We start from the raw sequence: 22,662 nt of genomic DNA, 5'->3' as shown, positions 1-22,662 counted from the left end.
GCCAATCTCCCCCTTGTGGGGAGATGTCCGGCAGGACAGAGGGGGGCGCTGTCCCGCCAGCGTCTCAAAGCAAGCTGAAATGTCTAACCATTCACCAGCGCCAGCAGCTCTTCGGTGTAGCGCTTGCCGACGACCTTCTCGGGCGACAGCGCGTCGCCGATGGCCGCGACCTCGGCGGCGCTCAGCTTGATCCCGGCGGCTGCCGAGTTCTGCTCCAAATGGCGGACTTTGCGCGCGCCGGGGATCGGCACGATGAAATCGCCCTGGTGCAGCACCCAGGCGAGCGCCAGTTGCGCCGATGTCACGCCCTTCTCCGCCGCCATCTTCTCCAGCACAGCGATGACGGCGTTGTTGGCTTCCATCGCCTCGGCCTGGAAGCGCGGCAGGGTGAGGCGCCAGTCGCCGGCGCCGAGCGCGTCGGGCTTGGCGATGGTGCCGGTGAGCAGGCCGCGGCCGAGCGGGCTGTAGGGCACGAAGCCGATGCCGAGCTCGCGGCAGACCGCAAAGACCTCGTCCTCGGGGTCGCGGCTCCACAGCGAATACTCGCTCTGCACGGCGGCGATCGGGTGCACGGCATGCGCCCGGCGCAGCGTCGCGCCGCTCACTTCCGACAGGCCGAGCGCCCGCACCTTACCCTCGCGCACCAGTTCGGCCATGGCGCCGACCGTGTCCTCGATCGGCACGTTCGGGTCAACGCGATGCTGGTAGTAGAGGTCGATGACGTCGGTATCGAGCCGCTTCAGCGAGGCCTCCGCCACCGCCTTGACGTGCTCAGGGCGGCTGTCGACGCCGATCATGCGGTCGATGCCCGAACCGTGCTCGGATATCTTGAAGCCGAATTTGGTGGCGATGGTGACCTTCTCGCGTACCGGCTTCAGCGCCTTGCCGAGCAGGATCTCGTTCTCGTAAGGGCCATAGACTTCGGCGGTATCGAAGAAGGTGACGCCGATCTCGACGGCGCGGCGCAGCGTGGCGATCGCCTCGGCCTCCGGCTGTCCGCCATAGACAAAGCTCATGCCCATGCAGCCGAGGCCGACGGGGAAGACTTCGAGTTCAGTTCCTAATTTGCGGGTTTGCATGGCGCATCTCCTTGTTGCGATGGAGATGAAATAGCGCCTAGGCATCCGTTCGATAATCATGTCTCTTTCGCACAGCTCGCTCTATAAGATAGATCAATGAACCGGACGAACCTTTCCCAGCTGGCCGTTCTCGCCGCGGTCGCGCAATGCGCCAGCTTCCGCGGCGCGGCCCGCGAGCTCGGCATCGCGCCGTCGGCGGTCAGCCATGCGGTGGCGAGCCTGGAGGCGCGGCTCGGCGTGCGGCTTCTGGCGCGCAGCACGCGCAGTGTCGCCCCGACCGAGGAAGGCGCGCGGCTGTTGGAGCGCCTGCGGCCGGCACTGTCCGAGATCGACCTGGCGCTGGAAACGGCGGTCGAGACGCGCGACCGGCCGGCTGGCAATCTCAGGCTTAGCGTGCCGCGCACCGCCGCGCATCTGGTGCTGACGCCGCGGCTCGCTGCCTTCACGGCCGCCTATCCCGAGATCATGCTGGAGATCGTGATCGAGGACCGCTTCACGGATGTGGTGGAGGGTGGGTTCGACGCCGGCGTCAGGCTGGGCGAAAGCCTGCAGCGCGACATGATCGCGGCGCGCATCGGGCCGAACATCCGCGGCGCGTTGGTCGGCGCGCCCTCCTACTTCGCGACCATGCCCAAACCGCGTCATCCGCGCGATCTCGCCGATCACCGCTGCATCCGCTTCCGCTTCTCCAGCGGCATCCTCTACCGCTGGGAGTTCGAGAAGGACGGCGAGGAAATCGAGATCGCCGCGCCAGGGCCGCTGATCCTCGACGAGGACCATCTGATCGCCCAGGCCGCGATCGACGGCGCCGGGCTCGCCTTCGTCTTCGAGGACTATGTGAAGGCGCCGCTCGCCGATGGCCGGCTGATCCGCGTGCTGGAGGACTGGTGCCCCGCCTTCGACGGCTTCTTCGTCTACTACCCAAGCCGCCGCCAGATGCGGCCGGCGTTGCGGGCCTTCGTCGATTTCTTCAAGGTGAGCGGGTAAAACTCCATCCTCCCCCTTGCGGGGAGGGCTGGAAGAAAGGTGATTTCAGCGACGTTTTTCGACCATGCAATCGTCCATCACCAACACCGCCACCCGCTATGGCTGGGCGATGATCATCCTTCACTGGCTGATCGGCCTCATCTTCATCGGCCAGTTCGTGCTCGGCTTCGTGATGATGCGGATCGACAGCCAGCGGACATCCTTCGAGCTGATCCAGCTGCATAAGTCCTTCGGCTTCCTGCTGCTTGGGCTGGTCATCCTGCGCATCGCCTGGCGTGTCGGCAATGCGGCGCCAGCACTCCCGCCTTCGGTCGGAACATTGGAGCGCAAGGCAGCGCCGCTGGCGCATTTGGCGCTTTACGCCTTCCAGGTTGCCCTGCCGCTCTCCGGCTGGGCGCTGGTCTCGGTCTCGACGCTGGAAATCCCGACGATGCCCTTCAACCAGTTCGTCATGCCCGACCTGCCGCTCGCCGAATCCGACGCCGCGGAAAGCTTCTGGTCGGCCGCGCATTGGTATCTTGCCTATGCCGGCATCGCGCTGGTCGCGTTGCATATCCTTGCTGCGATGCGCCACCATTTCCTGCTGCGCGACAGCGTGCTCACGCGCATAATCACGCCTTCGTCTGCCCGGGAATAGAGCGGGCCGCCCGTTCGTTGGTGGCGGGAAGACAGCAATGCGCTGGTTCAGGATAGGAAGATGTCGATGCATGCGCGCATCCTCGGATTGGCGGCCTTTGCCGCTTGCCTTGCCGCGCCGGTTTGCGCCGCGGTGGCGCTCAGTGACGCCGCCGGCAGCTACACGATCAGCCCGGCGGGCTCCTCGATCCGCTTCACCATCGGCAAGGCCGGCGGTGGCGGCTTCGGCGGCGCCTTCGGCCGCTTCAAGGGCACGATCCGCATCGACAATGCCGATGTCGGGCGCTCGAAGGTCAACCTCACCATCTTTCCGGAAAGCGTCGGCACCGGCCAGGGCCGCATCGATGCTTTCCTGCGTTCCGACGCCGTCTTCGACAGCGCCAACAATCCGGAGATCCAATTCCGCTCGACAAACGTGACCCGCACCGGCGAGACCACCGCCGTGGTCACCGGCCGGCTGACGGCGCGCGGCAAGACGTTTTCGGAAAAGTTCACGGCCGAGCTCGATGGGCTGAAGTCAGGAACCATCAAGTTCCATGTCACCGGCAAGGTGCTCAGATCGCGCTACGGCATGGATGTCGGCACGCCGATCTATTCCAACGTCGTCGACTTCGACATGACCCTGACGGGGAGAAGGGGTTAGCTCTGGTCGCGCATCCTCGGGTTCGTCATCCTAGGGCGGAGCAAGGAGCGAAGCGACGCGCGCAGACCCTAGGATCCATGGCGTGACGCTAAGGCGTTGCAACGGTTACAGATCTCTGCATCCCTGCACTTTACGTCATAGGTCACGGAATGGATCCTCGGGTCAAGCCCGAGAATGACGAAGGCGCTTTGTGGCCCGCGTCTGCGATTGGCTTTTCTCCGGAATTGGGGCACACCTCCATCGACATAACCGACATGGAGAAGCATGATGTTCCGATGGGGTGTTCTGTCGACGGCCAAGATCGGCCGCGAGCAGCTTTTGCCGGCGATCGTAGATTCGGAGAATGGCGTGCTGTCGGCGATCGCCAGCCGCGACCTGTCGAAGGCCAAGGCACTGGGCGAGCGTTTCGGCGCGCCGCATGCCTTCGGCTCCTATGAGGAACTGCTCGCTTCCAAGGAGGTCGATGGCGTCTATATCCCGCTGCCGACCTCGCAGCATGTCGAATGGACGGCAAAGGCAATCGAGGCCGGAAAACATGTGCTGGTCGAGAAGCCTCTTGCGCTCGACGCCAAGGACATCCCGCAGCTGATCAAGCTGCGCGACGAGAAGAAGGTGCTGGTCTGCGAGGCCTTCATGGTCGTCTACCACCCGCAGTGGATCAAGGTGCGCGACCTGATCGCCAGCGGCGCGATCGGCCGGCTGCGCCACGTGCAGGGCGCGTTTTCCTATTACAATGTCGATCCCACCAACATGCGCAACCAGCTGGATCTTGGCGGCGGCGCGCTGCCCGACATCGGCGTCTATCCGACCGTGTCGACGCGCTTCTCGACCGGCAAGGAACCGGTCCGCGTGCAAGCCACCATCGAGCGCGACAAGACCTTCGGCACCGACATCTATTCCTCGATCCGCGCCGATTTCGGCGACTTCGAACTGTCCTTCTACCTGTCGACGCAGATGGCGGCGCGGCAGGTGATGGTGTTCCACGGCGAGAAGGGTTTCATCGAGGTCTTTGGCCCGTTCAATGCCGGGCTCTACGACCACCACCGCATCGAATTGCACAATCAGAACCACACGGAAGCGCAGGTGTTCCGCTTCCCGGGCACCCAGCAGTACCGGCTGGAATGCGAGGCCTTCGTACGCGCGGCCCAGGGCGGCAAGGACCGTGTCTTCACGCTGGAGGAATCGGTCCTCAACCAGAAGGTCATCGACGCCATCTTCCGCGCCGGCGACAAGGACGGCTGGGAGCCCGTCTGACAGGCCGTCGGAAGGCGCTGGGGGGAACGAAGATGGCTGACGACGCGGATGTCATCATTGTCGGCGCGGGGCTGGCAGGCCTCGTCGCCGCGGCAGAACTTGCCGATGCCGGCAAGAAAATCATCATCGTCGACCAGGAGCCCGAGCAATCGCTGGGCGGCCAGGCCTTCTGGTCGTTCGGCGGGCTTTTCCTGGTCGACTCGCCCGAGCAGCGGCGCATGCGCATCCGCGATTCCCACGACCTCGCGCTCGCAGACTGGATGGGCACCGCCGCCTTCGACCGCCCTGAGGATTTTTGGCCGCGCAAATGGGCTGAAGCCTATCTCGGCTTCGCCGCCGGCGAGAAGCGCTCCTGGCTGATCGAGCGCGGGTTGAAATTCTTCCCCGTCGTCGGCTGGGCCGAGCGCGGCGGCGGCTATGCCTGCGGCCACGGCAATTCGGTGCCGCGCTTCCACATCACCTGGGGCACCGGGCCCGGCGTGCTGGAGCCCTTCGTGCTGCGCGTGCGCGAGGCGCAGAAGCGTGGGCTCGTCGAGTTCAAGTTCCGCTACCGGGTCAATGAGATCACGCGGACCGGGAAGACGGTGACCGGGGTGCGCGGCGACGTGCTGGAGCCAAGCACGGTCGAGCGTGGACGCAAGAGCTCGCGCAACGTGGCCGGGGATTTCGAGCTCCACGCCCAGGTCATGATCGTCGCTTCCGGCGGCATCGGCGGCAACCACGAGCTGGTGCGTAACAACTGGCCGCAGCGTCTCGGCGCGACGCCGAAGCGCATGATCACCGGCGTGCCGGACCATGTCGACGGCCGCATGCTGGCAATCGCCGAAGCAGCGGGCGGGAGGGTCATCAACCACGACCGCATGTGGCACTATGTCGAGGGCATCAAGAATTGGGCGCCGGTCTGGACCGATCACGCCATACGTATTCTGCCGGGCCCCTCTTCGCTATGGCTCGACGCGCGCGGCAGACGGCTGCCGGTGCCGCTTTTCCCAGGGTTCGACACACTTGCCACGCTCAGCCATATCATGAGCACCGGCTTCGATTATTCCTGGTTCATCCTGACGAAGAAGATCATCCAGAAGGAGTTTGCGCTGTCGGGCTCGGAGCAGAATCCGGACCTCACGGGCAAGAGCTGGCGGCAGGTGCTCGGCCGCGCCACGTCGGGCATCCCCGGGCCGGTGAAAGCCTTCATGGAAAAGGGCGAGGATTTCATCGTCGAGGCCAACCTTTCGAAGCTGGTGGCGCGCATGAACGGGCTGGCCGGCGAGCCGCTGCTCGATGTGGCGCAGGTCGAACGCGAGATCCGCGCCCGCGACATGCAGCTCGACAACCCGTTCTCCAAGGATGCGCAGGTCACCGCGCTGCGCGGCGCGCGCGCCTATCTCGGCGACAGGCTGATCCGCACCGCAAGGCCGCACAAGATGCTCGATCCGGCGAACGGTCCGTTGATTGCGGTCCGCCTCAACATCCTCACCCGCAAGACGCTGGGCGGCCTGCAGACCGATCTCGACAGCCGCGTGCTCGACGCGGAGGGCGAGCCGGTGCCTGGTCTCTATGCGGTGGGCGAGGTCGCCGGCTTCGGCGGCGGCGGCGTGCACGGCTATGCGGCTCTCGAAGGCACCTTCCTCGGCGGCTGCATCTTTTCCGGACGCAGCGCCGGAAGGGCGGCGACGAAGGCGGTCGGCTGAGCGATCGAACGGTGTTGCCAAAAGCTCGTGAGCTCGGCCCACCTTGTATGCTGCGGCCTCATTCGGGGGTTTGATGTTGCTTGAAGTCGATGCCGGAAAGGGCGTTGACGATGCACGGAGACCTCATACCAAGCGGCCTCCGGCAAGTTTGGCCCCTTCCCCAAGCAAGATGGCCCTTACAACGGGTACCCACGCGCTTTAACGGATGCTAATATTCTCCGTTACTCGGGAAGGTCGCAATGTACAAGGTTTGTTTGTTGTGCGCGTGCCTTCTTTTGCTGGCCGGCTTGTCGACACCGGCCTCCTCTGAGACCCAGATCGGTCAACGCAGCCATAGATATGCGCTCGTAATCGGTAACTCGGCCTACCGTTTTGCGTCATCGCTTCCCAACGGGGTAAATGATGCGAATGCCATCTCCCGAGTTTTGCAAGAGACGGGCTTCGACGTCACCCTTGGATTGGATACCGACGCATCAACGTTCAGGGAACTCATCGGAAAATTCAGGCGAAACTTGCGGCCGGGTGACGTCTCGCTTTTTTACTTCGCCGGACACGGGCTCCAAGCGAACGGGGAGAACTACCTATTGCCGGTTGACGCCGCCCTTCAACGTCCGGCCGACTTGGCTCTGGAGGCTGAGCGCCTGCAAGACATCATCGCCGCCATGACGGCCGAGGAAAATATCGCAATCGTCCTTCTCGATGCCTGTCGGGACAATCCTTTCGTTAAGCAATTGAGTGGACCGGGTCAAAGTCGCGGCCTTGCCATAGGAAAGGGGCTGGGAGCCTTGGATGCTGGCAGGGGAGTCTTTATCGGCTTTGCAACACAACCCGGCAACGTGGCTCTCGATGGAGCCGTCAATCATAGTCCGTTTGCAGACTCTCTTGTGAAGCGGATAAAGACTCCTTCGATCGACATTGAAATTCTCATGCGTCGCGTCCGGTTGGACGTCATGAACGCGACTTCTGGGAAGCAGGTTCCCTGGAGCAACTCGTCCCTGGTGGAGCCGGGATTCTCATTCAACCCGGATGCCGCGTCTAGTCCGTCTTCGGCAGACGCCTATCAGCCAGACATCAACGCGGCGGCAGAGCTCGAATTCTGGAAATCAATCAAGGATACATCCGATGTCTCGATGTATCGTGCTTATCTAGCGGCATTTCCGAATGGTGCATTCGTCGAAATTGCAAGGAGCCGAATTGCCAAGTTCCAAGCACCTACGCTGCCACGCAAAAAGATCCTGCCAAAGAAAGTCAGTCGCAAGCCGCAAGTGTCGTTGCCTGTCGATGAACCTTCCAATCGTTCGACAAAAACGAGCGCACCAGCTAAACCAGAATCCGTGGGGCGATGCAGGGATGGCAACAAGGAGAGGTGTCGCCAGAGATGCCGTGAAGGCGCAAGGCGTGCCTGTCGCAAGCTGCAACAGCTAGGGGGTTAGTAACGCCGATGACTGCCTTGCGCGCGGTGGGACTTAGGCCGCGCCGCCGACTGCGGCTGGAGACGAGCAAGGGTGCATGAAAAAAAGCAGAACTCAAGAACGCTCCGGGCACCACTGCCGACCCGATCGGGATCGTGGATTAATACGCCACGTGAACGTCGCCGCGTGAGCGTAGGCAGCCAGCGACTGCTTCGGCCGGCGAGGCAAATGCGCGGGAGTTCAGTTTGATTAATTGGCGCGCCCGAAGAGATTCGAACTCCTGACCCCCAGATTCGTAGTCTGGTGCTCTATCCAGCTGAGCTACGGGCGCGCATCAGGCCGTGTGAGACACAAGCCCCGCGATCCGGTCGAGACGCCGGCCGCGATGTGGAGTGTTCCCTAACGACTGAATTTCGGAAAAGCAAGCCGGCCCGGCAAAAGTTTTGTCGCAGGCGTTTACAGGATCACATTCCGACCGGGGTCTTTGCTTCGCGGAACTCCGAAGCGGGAACGTCTTCCCTGGCCTGCCACGGTCAAGCCGGGCGGCGCAGGCCGTTGCGGGCCTGATCGAGCCGCACCGGCTGGTCGGGGATGGTGACGGCGAAGACCGTGCGGCCGCCGATCGATTCGACCAGCTCCACCGTGCCGCCATGGGCGCGGATCAGCTCATGGGCGATCGCCAGGCCAAGGCCGGTGCCGCCGCTGCGCGCCGAGCCGCGGAAGGCGGCGAACAGGTTTTCGCGCGCCTTGGGCGGGAGGCCGGGGCCGGTGTCGCTGACGGTGATGCGGCTGACGCTGCCCAAGCGCTCGGCCGAGACGGCGAGCCGGCGCACCACCGCGCTCTCCGTGTCCGCCGCCATTGCCTGCACCGAGTTGCGGCACAGATTGGTGAGCACGCGGAAGAGCTGGTCGGAATCGGCGTCGACTTCGAAGGTGAGCTCGACGGCATTGATGAATTCGATGCCCTCCTCGATGTCGAGCAGGCCGTGCACGTCGTCGACCAGCTGGCGCAGCCGCAAGCGGCGGCGCGACGGCGCCGGCTCCTGTGTGCGGCCATAGGCAAGCACGCCCTCCGAATAGGCGACGGCGCGGTCGAGCGCGCGCAGGAGCTTCGGCGCGAAGGACTGCACGGTCGGATCCTTCACCTGGCGCAACCGGTCCGACATGAGCTGCGCGGAAGCCAGGATGTTGCGCATGTCGTGGTTGATCTTGGACACGGCAAGCCCGAGATTGGCGAGGTGCTTCTGCTCGGCGAGCATTTTTTGCAGCCGATCCTGCATCTGCGACAACTCGCGCTCGGCGACGCCGATCTCGTCGGCACGCTCCGTCGGGCAAATTATGCGGCCGGGATCGTCCGGCGCCTCGGAGAAGGACAGGATCGAGCGCGTCATGGTGCGGATCGGGCCGATCATGATCAGATCGATCGCCGCATAGACGAGCATGGCGGTGAACAGCGAGATCAGCAGCGAGACGACGGCGACGTTGCGCGAATATCTGAGCATGGCGTTGCGCAGACTGTAGTCCGGCATGATCAGCTCGAATTCCTTGTCGCTGTCGCCGACTGGGCCGAAGACGCGCAGCATCCGGTTTCCGCCGGCGAACAACGTTTCCAGCGCGCCTGTCATGCCGTTGACCAGGCCGACATTGGCAATGTCGATATGCTCGTCGACCTTCGGCGGCATGTCGGCCACGACCAGCAGCCGCGAGACGCCGCCGTCGCGCACCGCGATCGCCTTGGCGCCGATCGCCATCAGCACGTCGTTCTGGGCGGTGTGCGACAGGGAGTTGGGCTCGCCCTGCAGCAACACGATCGACACGGCGGCGGAGGTGCTCAGCCGCTCCTTCAGCCAGTTCACCCGGTAGCTGGCGATCCAGGGCAGGAAGATCAGGATTTCGGCGAGCAGCACGAAGACGATGGTGAGAAGCAGAAGCTTGGTCGACAGACCGCGCGACAGCGGCACCCGGCGCGGCGAGCTTGCCGCCGCGGGGCGTGGCTTTTCATCCGTTGACAGGACTTCACTTGTCATGACGCGGTTTTTTCACGAAGGCTTGATCGAGCAAGATTATGCGATTTGCGGCTTTTTTGCCAATTTCGCCGCCGGCCAGTGAAAAAATGCCGTTGGGCGGGCTGGATTGACTTCCAAAATCCTTCTTCCTATAAGCCCGCTCACGCTCGGGCCTTCCGTCCCGGCGCGGTTTCGATCGCGCCTATAACCGGCCCGGCAAAGCTCCTGTTACAGAGTGACAGAATCAAGAAGGGCCGCACGCCGCGGTATTAAAACAAATGAAGCGTACCTACCAACCGTCCAAACTCGTCCGCAAGCGCCGGCACGGTTTCCGTGCCCGCATGGCCACCAAGGGTGGCCGCGGCGTCGTCGCAGCCCGCCGCAACCGCGGCCGCAAGCGGCTCAGCGCCTGAACGAAAGACGAGATCGTTGCCCGCAACCGGCAAGCCAAAGGGGAAAACTCCCGGGCGGCTTCTGAAACGCGCGGATTTCATGGCTGTGCGCGGCGGCGAGAAGCGCCGCGGGCGGCTTTTTCTCGTCGAGGTTCTCGACCGGGGCGACGATTGTGCGCCACGCGTCGGCTACACCGTGACCAAGAAGGTCGGCAACGCCGTGGTGCGCAACCGCGTCCGGCGGCGGCTGAGAGAAGCCGTGCGAACGCATGCCGCCGATGACATGGCGCCCGGCAGTGACTATGTCATCGTCGGGCGCGAAGACGTGCTTGCCATTCCGTTCGGCCAGTTGAAGGCCGAGCTTTCCCGCCGGCTGCGCGGAACACGATAGGCCAAGGGCTTTCGATGGAAAACAACCGCAATTTCTTCATCACCATCGCGCTGTCGGTGCTGATCCTGACGCTCTGGCAGGTGTTCTACATGAACCCCAAGATGGAGCAGCAACGCGAGCAGGCCCGCATCGAGCAGCAGCGCGTCGAGGCGCAGAAGAAGGAAGCGCAGGGGACCAATCCGGGCGCGGCCGGGACGCCGGCGCCGGCTCCGGGCGCCATCCCGACCGCACCTGGCGGCGAGACAGTCACTGTAGAGAGCCGTGACCAGGCTGTTGCCGCGACCAAGCGCATCAAGATCGACACGCCGAGCCTCGAGGGCTCGATCAATCTCACCGGCGCTCGCCTGGACGACCTCAAGCTCAAGCACTACACCGAGACGGTCGACAAGAATTCGCCCGAGATCCAACTCCTCAATCCGCAGGCGCTACCGACCGGCTATTTCGCCGAGATCGGGTTCGTCGGCACCGACAAGACCGGCGCGGTGCCGAGTTCCGACACGGTGTGGAGCGTTGAGGGCAATCCGACGCTGACCCCGTCGACGCCGGTGACGCTGACCTACACCAACGACAAGGGCCTGACCTTCAAGCGCACCATCTCGGTCGACAACGATTATATGTTCACCGTTTCGGACACCGTGCAGAATTCGGGAAGCGCTGCCGTCAGCCTGTTCAACTACGGTCGCGTCACGCGCTACGACAAGCCGGCGGTCGCCAGCACTTATGTGCTGCATGAAGGCCTGATCGGGGTTACTGGCACCGAGGGGCTGACGGAATACAAATACGCCGCCATCGAGAAGGACAAGGAAGTCAAGCCAGGCAAGTCGACCGACGGCTGGCTCGGCATCACCGACAAGTACTGGGCCGTCACCATGGTGCCGACCGAAAAGCAGCCCTTCCAGCCGCGCTACGGCTATTTCGAGGACGGGCGCCATCGCTACCAATCCGACTTCCTCACTGATCCGATCAACATCGAGGCCGGCCAGTCCGCAACCATCGAAACCGAAGTGTTCGCCGGCGCCAAGGAAGTCGCCAAGATCAACGCCTATGAGGCTGACCGCCATATTCGCCAGTTCAATCTGCTGATCGACTGGGGCTGGTTCTATTTCATCACCAAGCCGATGTTCTGGCTGATCGACACGCTGTACAAATTCTTCGGCAATTTCGGCCTAGCGATCCTGGCCACGACCGTCATCGTCAAGGCCATCTTCTTCCCGCTGGCCAACAAGTCCTACGCGTCGATGGCGAACATGAAGAAGGTGCAGCCGAAGATGCTGGAAATCCGCGAGAAATACGCGGACGACAAGATGAAGCAGCAGCAGGCGATGATGGAGCTCTACAAGACGGAAAAGATCAATCCGTTGGCCGGCTGCTGGCCGGTGGCGCTGCAGATCCCGGTCTTCTTCTCGCTCTACAAGGTGCTCTACATCACCATCGAGATGCGGCACGCGCCGTTCTTCGGCTGGATCCACGACCTCGCGGCGCCCGATCCGACCTCGGTGTTCAACCTGTTCGGCCTGCTGCCCTTCGCGCCGCCGGCCTTCCTCCCGCATATGGGCGCCTGGGCGGTCGTGATGGGCATCACCATGTTCCTGCAGATGCGCATGAACCCGACGCCGCCGGACCCGACGCAGGCCGCGGTGTTCACCTGGATGCCGGTCCTCTTCACCTTCATGATGGGTTCCTTCCCGGCCGGCCTCGTCATCTACTGGGCCTGGAACAACCTGCTCTCGATCCTGCAGCAGGGCGTGATCATGAAGCGCCAGGGCGCCAAGATCGAGTTGTGGGACAATCTGGCGGCGATGTTCCGCAAGAAACCATCGCCGGCGGAATAGATGGCACCCCGGCCCTAACACCAAAAACCCCGGCATGACCGGGGTTTTTTCGTTGGCGGCTTGCCCTATGGCGCTCCGGACAGAACTTCGCGCAGCCGTCTTTCGGAATTTGGCCTGCCCCCGCGAAACTGCGGCATGGCCTGCCTCGTAGCTTCCCCGGTCCTCCCCAAAAGCCGCGACGGCTTCCGGCGCAGCGACGCCGGTGTTGGGAAGGCCGTCCGGCAGGCCGGGGTCCCGCGGGGGGACCCCGGTTTTTCCTCCTAAAGCGCGACGCGCTTTAGGGACTTTGTTTTAATGCAGTGTCGTTTTCCCAAAACCGCTCCACGCTTTTGGGCGACATGCACCAGCTCACTCCATGACGGCGCTGTGGTCGACCTTGGCCGGTGTGCCAGGCTTGCGCAGCAGAAGCACAAGCGGGATGGCGGCGAGCGAGAGCAACATCATCAGCTCGAAGTCGTCGACATAGCTGATGATCGTTGCCTGCAGCGTGACCAGCCCGTCGAGCGCGGCGCGGCCGGCGGCGGTGTAAGGGCTCAGCGCCTGCGCGATCGCCGGATCGCCGAACGCCGGATTATAGGGCGTCACATAGTCGGCGATGTTGGCATGGTTGATCTGCTGGTTCTGCGTCAGAAGCGCGGTGACGACCGAGATGCCGACGCTGGAGCCGATGTTGCGCGACAGATTGTAGAGGCCCGTCCCTTCAGCGCGCCGTTCCGGCGCCAGCGTGGCGAAGGTGATGGTGGTGAGCGGCACGAACAGGAAGCCTAAGCCGGCGCCCTGGATGAAGCCGGTGCGGATGATCGTCCATTGCGAAACGTCCGGGGTCCAGCCGGTCATGTCGTACATCGCCCAGGCGGTGACCGCGAGCCCCGTGAACAGCAGCCAGCGCGTGTCGACCTTGCCGACCAGCCGGCCGACAAGGAACATGCAGGCCATGGTGCCTAGGCCGCGCGGCCCCATGACGATGCCGGCGGTCACCACGGGATAGCCCATCAGCGTTTGCAGGTAGGGCGTCATCAGCGCCAGCGAGGCGAGATAGGTGATGCCTATGATGAAGATGAACACCATGCCGACCGCGAAATTCCGATCGAGGAACAGCCGCGGGTTCACGAAGGTATCGCGGGCGGTGAAGGTGTGGACGATGAAGATATAGAAGGCCGACGCGCAGACCAGCGCCTCGACGATGATCTCGGACGAGGAGAACCAGTTGAGCTGCTCGCCGCGGTCGAGGAACATCTGCAGCGAAGCGATGGCGAGGCTGAGCATGCCGAAACCCAACCAGTCGAGCCGGGCCTTGAGGTCGAGCTTGGTCTCCTGCACGAACACCGAGACGCCGGCGAAAGCCAGTACGCCGATCGGCACGTTGATATAGAAGACCCAGCGCCAGGAAACATTCTCGGTCAACCAGCCGCCGATGACAGGCCCAAGCACCGGGCCGACCATCACCGAGACGCCGAACAGCGCCATGGCCGAACCGCGCTCCTCGACGCTGTAGATGTCCAGCAGGATACTCTGGGACAGCGGTACAAGGGCGGCGCCGAACAGGCCTTGAAGCAGCCGAAAGCCGACGATCTGCGGCAGCGACTGGGCAAAGCCGCACAGCACCGAGGCGACGACGAAGCCGGTGATGGCGACCAGCAGGATGCGCTTGCGGCCGAAGCGGTTGGCAAGATAGCCCGAAGGCGGCGTCATCACCGCCGCGGCGACGATATAGGAAGTGAGCACCCAGTTGATCTGGTCGGCGCTCGCCGACACGCTGCCCTGGATATAGGGCAGCGCCACATTGGCAATGGTGGTGTCCAGCGCCTGCATGATGACCGCCAGGATGACGCAGGCGGTGATGGCTCCGCGATTGGCGACCGCAGGCGTGCCCGTGGCGACGGTGCTCATGACTTTTGCTCAAACCGCTTGAAGAGGTCGGTCACGAAATCGGGCAGGCCGCGGGCATGGCCGGTGTCTATGCTGACAACCGCGCTCATGCCCCCGCGCAGCGGCGGCTTGCCTTGCGGGTCGTCGATCGTCACCCGCATCGGAATGCGCTGCACGACCTTGACCCAGTTGCCGCTGGTGTTCTGCGCCGGAAGCAGCGAGAAGCTCGAGGACGAGGCCGGGCTGATGCTGCCGACCTCGCCATGCCAGACCTCGCCCGGATAGCCATCGATGCTGATCGTCGCCTTTTGCCCCGGCCGGACATAAGTGAGCTCGGTTTCCTTCGGCTCGGCGGCGATCCAGATGTCGGTCGATGAGACCAGGCTGAAGGCCGGCTGCGAGGCGGGAAGGTACTTGCCGACCTGCAGCGCATCGACATTGGTAACGACGCCGTCGAACGGCGCCTCGACGACGGAATCGCCGAGATTGCGCTGGGCATCATCCAGCGCCGATTGGGCCTGCAGGTAGAAGGGGTTCTTCTCGACCGGCTGGTCGGCGTCGCCGCCGAGCTGGGCGAGCGTTGCCTGCGCCTGCGCCTTGGCGACGATGACTTTCTGCCGGGCGGCGATGAGATCGTGCTGGGCGCTGTCGAAAGTCGCCTTCGAGGCGGTTGAGGTCTTGAGCAGATCCTGCTGACGCTGGAAGGCCGACTCGTAATAGGGGATGTCGGCCTCGGCTTGGGCGATCTGCGCCAGCGACTGCTGGTAGCTCGCCTGCAAGGTCAGCACCTGGTTGCGCACCGTGCCGAGTTGCGCCTGAGCGCCGGCCAGCGCGGTCTCGAACGAGGCCGGCCGCAAGCGGAAGAGCACCTGGCCCTTCTTAACCGCCTCGTTGTCATGCACGTCGATCTCCTGCACGGTGCCGGAAACATCGGTGGAGACGCCGAGCGACTGCGCCTGGATATAGGCATTGTCGGTGGTCATGACCTGACCGCCGACGACGTAGTAATAGCCGCCGACCGCCAGCGCCACCGGAAGCAGCGCAAACAGGACAGACCGGGTTAAGCTGCGCCGCGGCTTGGCCCGGGCCGGCGAAGCTGTCGTGACGGCGGCCGGCTTCGGCTGGGCCGAGGGTGCTTCGAGCGCAGCAGGTTCCGGCGCGACAGGCGCTTCCAGCTCATCGTTTTCGATCGCCGGATTGGCGGCACGCCTTTGCTCGCGCTGGCTGTCCAGGCGAATGATCTGGTCGCTGCTTCTGTCGCCGGCATTGTCGCCGTCGGCGGGCTTGCGTGGTGAGGCTGGTTCAGACATGGACTTTCTCCCGGTCGACAGCCGGCTGGGCGCAGGCCTCGAGCAGATTGGATTTGATCAGACAAAGTGTTTGCAGCTGCTGCCGCGCGTCCGCGGAAAGGTGAATGCCTTCCTGTCGAGACAGATAAGCCCGCACCTGCCAATGCCCGCGGGTCAGGCCCGAGCGGCGCGAGCGCTGCTCGAAGCGCTTTCCGGGCAGGCGCGCGACGTCGTGCAGCACGAAGCTGCTGGTGAGCGAGGAAGGCATGGGAGAAACTTCGCAGTCGGCAGACAGGCTTTCGTGAGCATGCTTATTATCATCATGCACATAATCCTGCTGGACGCGGTGTGCAAGACCGGCTAAGCCGCCTGGAGCAAAACGTCGCGCCGACGTGGCGCAACTGAAGGCCGGCAGAGGCACGCACGAAAAATGAAGACGAACCGGCTCAGGATCGCGACCGTGACTGCCCTGCTGACATGCGCGTTTCCGGCCGCCGCCAAGGAAGCGGTGAGCTGCGGCGGCGCGGCAATGCTCGGCGGCGCGCAGCTCAACTGCAGCCACGTGCAACCCAAGGCTCCGCCGCAGTTCTGCACCTATAGCTGGGCCCTGCACACCTCGGCCGGCGACCAGAAAGTCGTCGACGGCAGTTTCACGCTGCCGCCCGGCGCCTCCAACGCCCAGGTCTATCAGGGCAGCGGTTTCGACAGCGCGCTTTCCAACCCGATCGTGATCTGTCGCGGCATCCGCTGAGCGCGGGTTGGTGCTGCAGCCGGATCACGGTAGTTTGATCGGGAGACAGCGTCGCCAGGGCGCCGCCTCGTGCCTGCCAACTACGGACTGACCGCGATGACCGGACCCAACCCCAACATCAAGCATCCCATTGCGATGCATCCGCGCGTCGGCTTCCTGAAGCCGCTGGTCAATGCGCCGAACATCGAGATCGGCGACTTCACCTATTACGACGACCCCGACGGCCCGGACAAATTCGCCGAGAGGTGCGTGCTGCACCACTATCCCTTCATCGGCGACAGGCTGATCATCGGCAAGTTCTGCGCCATCGCCGAGGGTGCCCGCTTCATCATGAACGGCGCCAATCACGCGATGTCCGGCTTCTCCACCTATCCGTTCAACATTTTTGGCCATGGCTGGGAGGAAGGTTTTGACCCCGAGACCTGGTCGAAAGAGATCCGCGGCGACACGGTCGTCGGCAATGACGTGTGGATCGGCATGGATGCGGTGATCATGCCGGGCATCGAGATCGGCCATGGCGCGATCGTCGCCGCGAAATCGGTTGTCACGCACGACGTGCCGCCCTATGCGATCGTCGCCGGCAATGCGGCCAAGGTGGTGAAGATGCGCTTCGATGAGTTCACGGTGCGACGGCTTTTGAAAGCGGCCTGGTGGAACTGGCCGGTCGACAAGGTCAGCCGCAACCTCAACGCCATTCGAGGCGCCGACATTTCCAAGCTGGAGGCCGCCGTTTGAACGCGCCGGACAAAACCACGAGCGAAACTGCCATAAGTCCGGAGCTGTTCACCCGCGCGTGGATCTTCATCCGCGGCGTGCCGTCGATGAAATTCCTGCCGCCGGAAGGGCCGCCGGAGATCGCGTTTGCCGGCCGCTCCAACGTCGGCAAGTCGTCGCTGATCAACGCGCTGGTCGGCCAGAAGGGGCTGGCGCGCACCTCCAACACGCCCGGACGGACGCAGGAGCTGAACTATTTCGTGCCGGACGGCTTCTCCGGCGAAGGCGCCGACCTGCCGCCGATGGCGCTGGTCGACATGCCGGGCTACGGCTACGCCAGCGCGCCGAAGGACAAGGTCGACGCCTGGACGAAGCTGATCTTCGAATATCTGCAGGGCCGCGTCACGCTGAAGCGCGTCTATGTGCTGATCGACTCCCGGCACGGCATCAAGGCCAAGGACGAGGAGGTGCTGTCGCTGCTCGACAAGGCGGCGGTGTCCTACCAGATCGTGCTGACCAAGACCGACAAGATCAAGGCGGCCGGCGTGCCGAAGCTGATCGAGGAGACGCTGGCCAAGATCAAGAAACGGCCGGCGGCGTTCCCGGCGGTGCTCGCGACTTCGTCGGAAAAGGCCTCAGGGCTCGACGATCTGCGCGCGGCGATCGCCTTGGTGGCGAACGGCGGCTGAAGCATTTTCGCCTTGGAGCAAGGCAGCCGCGCATGGTGCTGCCCCTCACCCAGCCTCCGCTTCGCCCCGGCTGACCTTTCCCCGAGGGGAGAGGAGATTGCCGGCGCTGGCGCTAGTCTTTTCTCCCTCAACGGGAGAAGTGTAGCCGCGAAGCGGCCCGGATGAGTGGGCTGGCGCCGTCTGTGCGTATTGCCCCTGCCCAGATCGAACAAGGAAGGGCAGGACCAGCCGTGATCGGCCGAGCTGACTGCGCCTCCCGACGCCCCGCTCAATCCGTCTCGTCGCGCTCCAGCGCATGGTCGCGCCGGCCGGCAAGGATCTCGCGCTTACCGACATGGTTGGGCGCGCCGACCAGGCCTTCCTTCTCCATGCGTTCGACCAGCGAGGCGGCGCGGTTATAGCCGATGCCGAGGCGGCGCTGGATGTAGGAGGTCGAGCATTTCTTGTCGCGCTTGACCACTTTGACCGCCTCCTCATAGAGGGCGTCGCCATCCTCGGCGTCGATCGAGCCCTTGTCGAAGACTGGACCCGTGTCGGCCGGATCTTCTTCCTCTTCCTCGCCGGCGGTGACCGTATCGAGATATTCCGGGCGGCCTTGCGCCTTCAAATGCGCTACGACGTGCTCGACCTCGCGATCGGAGACGAAGGGACCGTGCACGCGCACGATGCGCCCGCCGCCGGCCATGTGCAGCATGTCGCCCTGGCCGAGCAGTTGCTCGGCGCCCTGCTCGCCAAGGATGGTGCGGCTGTCGATCTTGGACGTCACCTGGAAGGAGATACGGGTGGGGAAATTGGCCTTGATGGTGCCGGTGATGACGTCGACCGACGGGCGCTGTGTGGCCATGATCAAATGGATGCCGGCGGCGCGCGCCATCTGCGCCAGCCGCTGGATGGCGCCTTCGATCTCCTTGCCGGCCACCATCATCAGGTCGGCCATCTCGTCGACGATGATGACGATGTAGGGCATCGGCGCGAGGTCGATCTCCTGCTCCTCGAACAGCGGCTCGCCCGTGCCCTTCTCGAAGCCGACCTGCACCTGCATGACCACGACCTCCCCCTTGTCGCGGGCGGCCGCGGCGCGCTGGTTGTAGCCGTCGATGTTGCGCACGCCGAGGCGCGCCATCTTGCGGTAACGCTCCTCCATCTCGCGCACCGCCCATTTGAGCGCGGTGACCGCTTTCTTGGAATCGGTGACGACCGGCGTGAGCAGATGCGGGATGCCGTCATAGACGGACAATTCGAGCATCTTGGGATCGACCATGATGAGGCGGCACTCCGCCGGCTTCATCCGGTAGAGCAGCGACAGGATCATGGTGTTGATGGCGACCGACTTGCCCGAGCCGGTGGTGCCGGCGACCAGCAGATGCGGCATCTTGGCGAGGTCGGCGATGACCGGCTCGCCGCCGATGGTCTTGCCCAGCCCCAGCGCCAACTTGCACGACGTGTTGCGGAAGCCGGTCGACTCGATCAGCTCGCGGAAATAGACCGTCTCGCGCGTTTCGTTGGGCAGCTCGATGCCGATGACGTTGCGGCCCGGCACCACGGCGACGCGCGCCGAGATGGCCGACATGGAGCGGGCGATGTCGTCGGCCAGGCCGATGACGCGGCTGGACTTCACGCCCGGCGCCGGCTCGAACTCGTAGAGCGTGACGACCGGACCCGGCCGGACATGGATGATTTCGCCCTTGACGCCGAAATCCTCCAGCACGCTTTCGAGCAGGTCCGCGTTCTGTTCCATCCGCTCCTGCGACATGTAGAAGCCCTGGCCTTCCGGCGGCATCTGCAGCAATTCCTCGGACGGAAGCTCGTAGCCGGCCGAAGCGGGCTGCGGCGCGACCTTGCCGGCGACGGGCAGGGGCGGCGCGGGTCTGGCGGCCTTGGCGCTCTTTGCGATGGGACGCGGCGCGACGGACTCAGGCGCGGGCGCGCGCGATTCGATTTCCCCAGGAGCGGACCGGAGAGCGGGCAGATCGACCGGCGCCGTCAGCGGGGCCAGACTTGCGGCCGGCCCGTGCGAGCGCCATTCGATGACGCGGTAGAACGAGGTCGCCTCGCCGATCGCGGCGGGGCGGAACGGGCTCGGTTGCGCCGCAGGACTCATCCGCGCGGGAGCCGCGGGCGTCTGCAAAGGATCGTTCAGCCGTGCCCGCGCCAGGCGCTCGGCGAGGAAGGGCAGGCTGAACTCGAAAAACGCATCGTCGGAAAGATAGGACCAACGAAATTTCGGCGGCTGCGGCTTTTGTGCCGGAGTGGCTACGGCCCGTGGCGGCGGCGCGGCGCTGGCCTGCTGCGGCTTGACGATGGCCTGCGGCGGCTTGGCCGGGGCGGTGGCGGCCGCGCCGGGGACTGCCCGGCCCGGATTGGTCGGCTGGGGCGCCAGCGGCGCCGGACGAATGGGAAGCCCGCGGGAAGCCACCGCCTTGGCCGGCGCTTCATCAACTGGCTCCGGTGCGGGCCGTTTGTCGGAATCCGGCGTGCGAGTGAAGCGCACATTGGGCGCGAGGAAGAAATATTGCTGCCAGGCCTGGCCGCCGAACTCGTCGCCGCCAGCCGAATCGGCGGCGTTCGATTCGCCGTCAGCGGCGGCTCGCAGCGTGACGACCTGCCCTGTTTGCCGCTGCGGCGGCACGGCAGCGCCATGGTGCCGCGCGTCTTCCGAGCTGCTGTCGTCGTTGTCGCCGTAAGCGGAAGCACCGGAAGGATTGGCACGGGTAAAACGCATGGATGTCACACTCGAGATTCGTCGAACAAACGTGTCCCGAGACATAGGAACCGATGGTTAACAAGCTCTTCCGGAAGGGTCCGGGAAAAGTGCCGGTCGACGGTTCGAGTTGGGCTGGAAGAAGGAGGTGACCGGTGGCATCGAAGTCGGCTGCCGCGGCGCCGTAGCGTCGTCAAAGCGCCTCGCGTTCCTTCGCAATCGCTGCGCGCCGCAGGTTCACGCCGAGAGCGACGCCTGCTCCTCGGCCGCGAGCTTCTCGGTGCCGTAGGCCTTCAGAAAGACGTTCACGCCGGAGCGAACGACATGCTCGATCTCGGCTTGGCTCGGCGCCTTGGTGCGGTAGGAAAAAATGCATTGGCGGAAGAGGCCGGCGAGGCAGAGCTCGGTGAACTGATAGGCGGCGAGATCGACATCGTCGATCTTCAGCAGGCCGCGTTCGACGGCTTCATTGAGGAAGATCATCACCTTGTCGTGGCCACGCTTGGGACCGCGCTCGTAAAAGCGAGCGCCAAGCTCGGGAATCCTGTCGGAAGCGCCGACCACCGTGCGCTGCGCCTGGATGACCTTGGCCGAGGTGATCTTGGCGGAGAGCACCATGCCGAACTTCACCAGCGTCTTGCGCAGGTCGTCGAAATGGTCGAGCACCTCATACATATTCTTGAAGATGGTGCCGCGCTCTTCCTCGATGAGAGCCTCGAACAGCTCTTCCTTGTTGGCGAAATAGACATAGATCGTGCCCTTGGAGACGCCGGCCTCGCGCGTGATGTCGTTCATCGACGCGGCTTCGAAGCCCTTGTCGATGAAGACGCGGCGCGCGCCTTCGATGATCTGGGCCCGTTTGATCGGATCCTGCCCGGCCGCGGGACGGCCTTTGCGCAGGTCGAGCAGATCGCTATCGGCTGTCGTTTCGACCATCGGAGTCAAACCTCACGAAATATTTCGAACCAACCGGTTCGATTTGCTCTTGATATGGGCCTCTTTCCGCGCTATGTCAATCACCAATTCGAACCGAACGGTTCAGTCTGACTGACTTGTCCCAGAGAGATTATCATGTCCTCGAACGCGCCCGCTACCGCTGAAGTCCGCAATTTCCCCAACGCCAAGGTCCAGCCGTCGACCGAAGCTCCGGAAGTGCCTGTAGTGCCCGCTCCTCCCGCGCCTGCCGAAGCGCCGGCCAAGAAGAAGCGCTCTGTCCGCTCGCTGCTGCTGCCGATCATCGGGCTGGGCCTCCTCGGCGCCGGCTCTTGGTACGGCTACGATTACTGGACCGACGGCCGGTTCATGATCTCCACCGACGACGCCTATGTCCAGGCCGACATGTCGTTCGTGTCGCCGAAAATCTCCGGCTATGTGGACAAGGTGCTGGTGAGCGAGAACCAGAGCGTCAAGGCCGGCGATCCGCTGTTCGTCATCGATGACGGCGACTACAAAATCGCGGTCGGCCAGGCGGAGGCGCAGATCGCCACGCTGGCGAAGACGCTCGACCGCATCGATGCGCAAACCAAGGCGGCGCAGGCCTCGCTGGCGCAAGCACAGGCGCAGAAGATCGCCGACCAGGCGGCGGCCGACAATGCGGCACGCGCACAGGCCCGCGCGGCGCAGCTGCTCAAGACGCATGTCGGCACGCAGGCACAACTCGACGACGCCCAGACGGCGCTCGACCAGGCGAAGGCAGCCCTCGCCGGCGCCGACGCGCAGATCACCGCCGCGCAGGCCAATATCGGCGTGCTCGAAGCCCAGCGTGCGGAATCCGCCAGCACGCTCGCCTCGCTGCAGCTCACCCGCGACAAGGCGCAGCGTGACCTTTCCTTCACCGTGCTCAAGGCGCCCTATGACGGCGTCGTCGGCAACCGCTCGGTCGAACAGGGCGACCTCGTCACGCCCGGCCAGAAGCTCGCCGTCGTCGTGCCGATGGATAAGCTCTACATCGTCGGCAACTTCAAGGAGACGCAGCTTGGCCGGCTGGTGCCTGGCGAGAAGGTCCGCATCACGGTCGATGCCATCGACGGCCAGACCTTCGAGGGCACGGTTTCGTCGCTGGCGCCGGCTTCGGGCGCGGTGTTCTCGCTGCTACCGCCGGAAAACGCCACCGGCAACTTCACCAAGGTGGTGCAGCGCGTGCCGGTCCGCATCGACGTGCCGGCCGACGTGCTGAAGACCGGCAAGTTGCGCGCCGGCCTGAGCGTCATCGTCGCCGCCGACAGCCGCACCGCGCCGGCCGCGACGACCAACTGAGCAGTTTGGGGGGCGGCCCGGTGGCCAATTGAGCGCCGAGCCGCCCAGCCTGTTTTGACGCAGTTCCGGGCGG

Annotated in this window: 20 protein-coding genes and 1 tRNA gene; 13 read left to right on the top strand and 8 right to left on the bottom strand. The window is 64.3% G+C overall.

Annotation, left to right across the window (positions count from 1 at the left end):
• Positions 1–83: 83 nt before the first annotated feature.
• Positions 84–1,079, bottom strand: a complete 996-nt coding sequence (locus A9K66_RS12145) for an aldo/keto reductase (protein WP_067323836.1) — start codon at positions 1,077–1,079, stop codon at positions 84–86.
• 96 nt (positions 1,080–1,175) lie between these two features.
• Between A9K66_RS12145 and A9K66_RS12140 the strand changes: the two genes are divergently transcribed.
• From A9K66_RS12140 to A9K66_RS12115, 6 genes are all read left to right on the top strand, one after another.
• Positions 1,176–2,066 carry a LysR family transcriptional regulator gene (locus A9K66_RS12140; protein ID WP_067323833.1) on the top strand — a complete coding sequence of 297 codons (891 nt, stop codon included), beginning with the start codon at positions 1,176–1,178 and terminating at the stop codon, positions 2,064–2,066.
• Positions 2,067–2,130: 64 nt separating this feature from the next.
• Positions 2,131–2,703 (top strand): cytochrome b, encoded by a 573-nt coding sequence (locus A9K66_RS12135; protein ID WP_067323831.1) that lies wholly within the window; start codon positions 2,131–2,133, stop codon positions 2,701–2,703.
• Between the two features lie 66 nt (positions 2,704–2,769).
• Positions 2,770–3,345 carry a YceI family protein gene (locus tag A9K66_RS12130; protein ID WP_067003284.1) on the top strand — a complete coding sequence of 192 codons (576 nt, stop codon included), beginning with the start codon at positions 2,770–2,772 and terminating at the stop codon, positions 3,343–3,345.
• 267 nt (positions 3,346–3,612) lie between these two features.
• Entirely contained in the window at positions 3,613–4,599 is a 987-nt protein-coding gene (locus A9K66_RS12125; RefSeq protein WP_067324656.1) for a Gfo/Idh/MocA family oxidoreductase, read from the top strand.
• 32 nt (positions 4,600–4,631) lie between these two features.
• Complete coding sequence (locus A9K66_RS12120; RefSeq protein ID WP_067323830.1) at positions 4,632–6,287, top strand: FAD-binding dehydrogenase; 1,656 nt, start codon at positions 4,632–4,634, stop codon at positions 6,285–6,287.
• 239 nt (positions 6,288–6,526) lie between these two features.
• On the top strand, positions 6,527–7,720 hold the full coding sequence (locus tag A9K66_RS12115; protein WP_067323828.1) for a caspase domain-containing protein: 1,194 nt from the start codon (positions 6,527–6,529) through the stop codon (positions 7,718–7,720).
• Between the two features lie 233 nt (positions 7,721–7,953).
• Here the strand turns inward: A9K66_RS12115 and A9K66_RS12110 are convergent.
• Positions 7,954–8,030 (bottom strand) — tRNA-Arg (locus A9K66_RS12110).
• A 202-nt stretch (positions 8,031–8,232) separates the two neighbouring features.
• Positions 8,233–9,726, bottom strand: a complete 1,494-nt coding sequence (locus A9K66_RS12105; RefSeq protein WP_067002984.1) for a HAMP domain-containing sensor histidine kinase — start codon at positions 9,724–9,726, stop codon at positions 8,233–8,235.
• 257 nt (positions 9,727–9,983) lie between these two features.
• Here A9K66_RS12105 and rpmH point away from each other — a divergent pair, with 257 nt between their 5' ends.
• Genes rpmH through yidC form a run of 3 tightly spaced genes read left to right on the top strand, consistent with a single transcriptional unit; the run spans position 9,984 to position 12,320 of the window.
• Positions 9,984–10,118: a 50S ribosomal protein L34 gene (rpmH, locus tag A9K66_RS12100; protein ID WP_008833937.1), complete on the top strand. Its 135-nt coding sequence runs from the start codon at positions 9,984–9,986 to the stop codon at positions 10,116–10,118.
• Between the two features lie 16 nt (positions 10,119–10,134).
• Positions 10,135–10,488, top strand: a complete 354-nt coding sequence (gene rnpA, locus A9K66_RS12095) for a ribonuclease P protein component (RefSeq protein WP_067323826.1) — start codon at positions 10,135–10,137, stop codon at positions 10,486–10,488.
• A 14-nt stretch (positions 10,489–10,502) separates the two neighbouring features.
• Positions 10,503–12,320 carry a membrane protein insertase YidC gene (gene yidC, locus A9K66_RS12090; RefSeq protein WP_067002989.1) on the top strand — a complete coding sequence of 606 codons (1,818 nt, stop codon included), beginning with the start codon at positions 10,503–10,505 and terminating at the stop codon, positions 12,318–12,320.
• A 348-nt stretch (positions 12,321–12,668) separates the two neighbouring features.
• Here the strand turns inward: yidC and A9K66_RS12085 are convergent, their stop codons facing one another.
• The 3 genes from A9K66_RS12085 to A9K66_RS29465 are packed head-to-tail and all read right to left on the bottom strand — an operon-like array spanning position 12,669 to position 15,746.
• Positions 12,669–14,210 carry a DHA2 family efflux MFS transporter permease subunit gene (locus tag A9K66_RS12085; protein WP_067323824.1) on the bottom strand — a complete coding sequence of 514 codons (1,542 nt, stop codon included), beginning with the start codon at positions 14,208–14,210 and terminating at the stop codon, positions 12,669–12,671.
• Positions 14,207–15,499: an HlyD family secretion protein gene (locus A9K66_RS12080; RefSeq protein ID WP_082953836.1), complete on the bottom strand. Its 1,293-nt coding sequence runs from the start codon at positions 15,497–15,499 to the stop codon at positions 14,207–14,209. The genes A9K66_RS12085 and A9K66_RS12080 overlap by 4 nt, the downstream gene beginning before the upstream one ends.
• Positions 15,492–15,746, bottom strand: coding sequence for a hypothetical protein (locus A9K66_RS29465; RefSeq protein WP_082953835.1), 255 nt, complete (start codon positions 15,744–15,746; stop codon positions 15,492–15,494). Before A9K66_RS29465 ends, A9K66_RS12080 begins: the two co-directional genes overlap by 8 nt.
• A 192-nt stretch (positions 15,747–15,938) precedes the next feature.
• Between A9K66_RS29465 and A9K66_RS12070 the strand changes: the two genes are divergently transcribed.
• The 3 genes from A9K66_RS12070 (at position 15,939) to yihA (ending at position 17,632) form a co-directional block, all read left to right on the top strand.
• Positions 15,939–16,229 carry a hypothetical protein gene (locus tag A9K66_RS12070; protein ID WP_245307493.1) on the top strand — a complete coding sequence of 97 codons (291 nt, stop codon included), beginning with the start codon at positions 15,939–15,941 and terminating at the stop codon, positions 16,227–16,229.
• A 96-nt stretch (positions 16,230–16,325) separates the two neighbouring features.
• The gene (locus A9K66_RS12065; protein ID WP_067324652.1) at positions 16,326–16,964 is read left to right on the top strand and encodes a CatB-related O-acetyltransferase; all 639 of its coding nucleotides are present in this window, start codon (positions 16,326–16,328) and stop codon (positions 16,962–16,964) included.
• 32 nt (positions 16,965–16,996) lie between these two features.
• Positions 16,997–17,632: a ribosome biogenesis GTP-binding protein YihA/YsxC gene (gene yihA / locus A9K66_RS12060; RefSeq protein ID WP_127215316.1), complete on the top strand. Its 636-nt coding sequence runs from the start codon at positions 16,997–16,999 to the stop codon at positions 17,630–17,632.
• Between the two features lie 268 nt (positions 17,633–17,900).
• Here yihA and A9K66_RS12055 read toward each other — a convergent pair whose 3' ends face one another.
• Together A9K66_RS12055 and A9K66_RS12050 are read right to left on the bottom strand one after the other, a co-directional pair.
• Positions 17,901–20,354 carry a DNA translocase FtsK gene (locus tag A9K66_RS12055; protein WP_067323816.1) on the bottom strand — a complete coding sequence of 818 codons (2,454 nt, stop codon included), beginning with the start codon at positions 20,352–20,354 and terminating at the stop codon, positions 17,901–17,903.
• A gap of 216 nt (positions 20,355–20,570) precedes the next feature.
• On the bottom strand, positions 20,571–21,269 hold the full coding sequence (locus A9K66_RS12050) for a TetR/AcrR family transcriptional regulator (protein WP_067323814.1): 699 nt from the start codon (positions 21,267–21,269) through the stop codon (positions 20,571–20,573).
• Between the two features lie 135 nt (positions 21,270–21,404).
• Here A9K66_RS12050 and A9K66_RS12045 point away from each other — a divergent pair, with 135 nt between their 5' ends.
• Entirely contained in the window at positions 21,405–22,589 is a 1,185-nt protein-coding gene (locus tag A9K66_RS12045; protein WP_067323813.1) for an HlyD family secretion protein, read from the top strand.
• Positions 22,590–22,662: the final 73 nt, after the last annotated feature.

Source organism: Mesorhizobium sp. AA23, from assembly GCF_001672435.1.
Lineage (GTDB): Bacteria > Pseudomonadota > Alphaproteobacteria > Rhizobiales > Rhizobiaceae > Mesorhizobium.
The sequence above is the reverse complement of the archived record's forward strand: the minus strand, read 5'-3'. Positions and strand labels throughout refer to the sequence as shown.

Bases quoted from the DNA above. Each gene is read 5' to 3' on its own strand.
- A9K66_RS12145 (WP_067323836.1), bottom strand. From the start codon at position 1,079: ATGCAAACCCGCAAATTAGGAACTGAACTCGAAGTCTTCCCCGTCGGC.
- A9K66_RS12140 (WP_067323833.1), top strand. From the start codon at position 1,176: ATGAACCGGACGAACCTTTCCCAGCTGGCCGTTCTCGCCGCGGTCGCG.
- A9K66_RS12135 (WP_067323831.1), top strand. From the start codon at position 2,131: ATGCAATCGTCCATCACCAACACCGCCACCCGCTATGGCTGGGCGATG.
- A9K66_RS12130 (WP_067003284.1), top strand. From the start codon at position 2,770: ATGCATGCGCGCATCCTCGGATTGGCGGCCTTTGCCGCTTGCCTTGCC.
- A9K66_RS12125 (WP_067324656.1), top strand. From the start codon at position 3,613: ATGTTCCGATGGGGTGTTCTGTCGACGGCCAAGATCGGCCGCGAGCAG.
- A9K66_RS12120 (WP_067323830.1), top strand. From the start codon at position 4,632: ATGGCTGACGACGCGGATGTCATCATTGTCGGCGCGGGGCTGGCAGGC.
- A9K66_RS12115 (WP_067323828.1), top strand. From the start codon at position 6,527: ATGTACAAGGTTTGTTTGTTGTGCGCGTGCCTTCTTTTGCTGGCCGGC.
- A9K66_RS12105 (WP_067002984.1), bottom strand. From the start codon at position 9,726: ATGACAAGTGAAGTCCTGTCAACGGATGAAAAGCCACGCCCCGCGGCG.
- rpmH (WP_008833937.1), top strand. From the start codon at position 9,984: ATGAAGCGTACCTACCAACCGTCCAAACTCGTCCGCAAGCGCCGGCAC.
- yidC (WP_067002989.1), top strand. From the start codon at position 10,503: ATGGAAAACAACCGCAATTTCTTCATCACCATCGCGCTGTCGGTGCTG.
- A9K66_RS12085 (WP_067323824.1), bottom strand. From the start codon at position 14,210: ATGAGCACCGTCGCCACGGGCACGCCTGCGGTCGCCAATCGCGGAGCC.
- A9K66_RS12080 (WP_082953836.1), bottom strand. From the start codon at position 15,499: ATGTCTGAACCAGCCTCACCACGCAAGCCCGCCGACGGCGACAATGCC.
- A9K66_RS29465 (WP_082953835.1), bottom strand. From the start codon at position 15,746: ATGCCTTCCTCGCTCACCAGCAGCTTCGTGCTGCACGACGTCGCGCGC.
- A9K66_RS12065 (WP_067324652.1), top strand. From the start codon at position 16,326: ATGACCGGACCCAACCCCAACATCAAGCATCCCATTGCGATGCATCCG.
- A9K66_RS12055 (WP_067323816.1), bottom strand. From the start codon at position 20,354: ATGCGTTTTACCCGTGCCAATCCTTCCGGTGCTTCCGCTTACGGCGAC.
- A9K66_RS12050 (WP_067323814.1), bottom strand. From the start codon at position 21,269: ATGGTCGAAACGACAGCCGATAGCGATCTGCTCGACCTGCGCAAAGGC.
- A9K66_RS12045 (WP_067323813.1), top strand. From the start codon at position 21,405: ATGTCCTCGAACGCGCCCGCTACCGCTGAAGTCCGCAATTTCCCCAAC.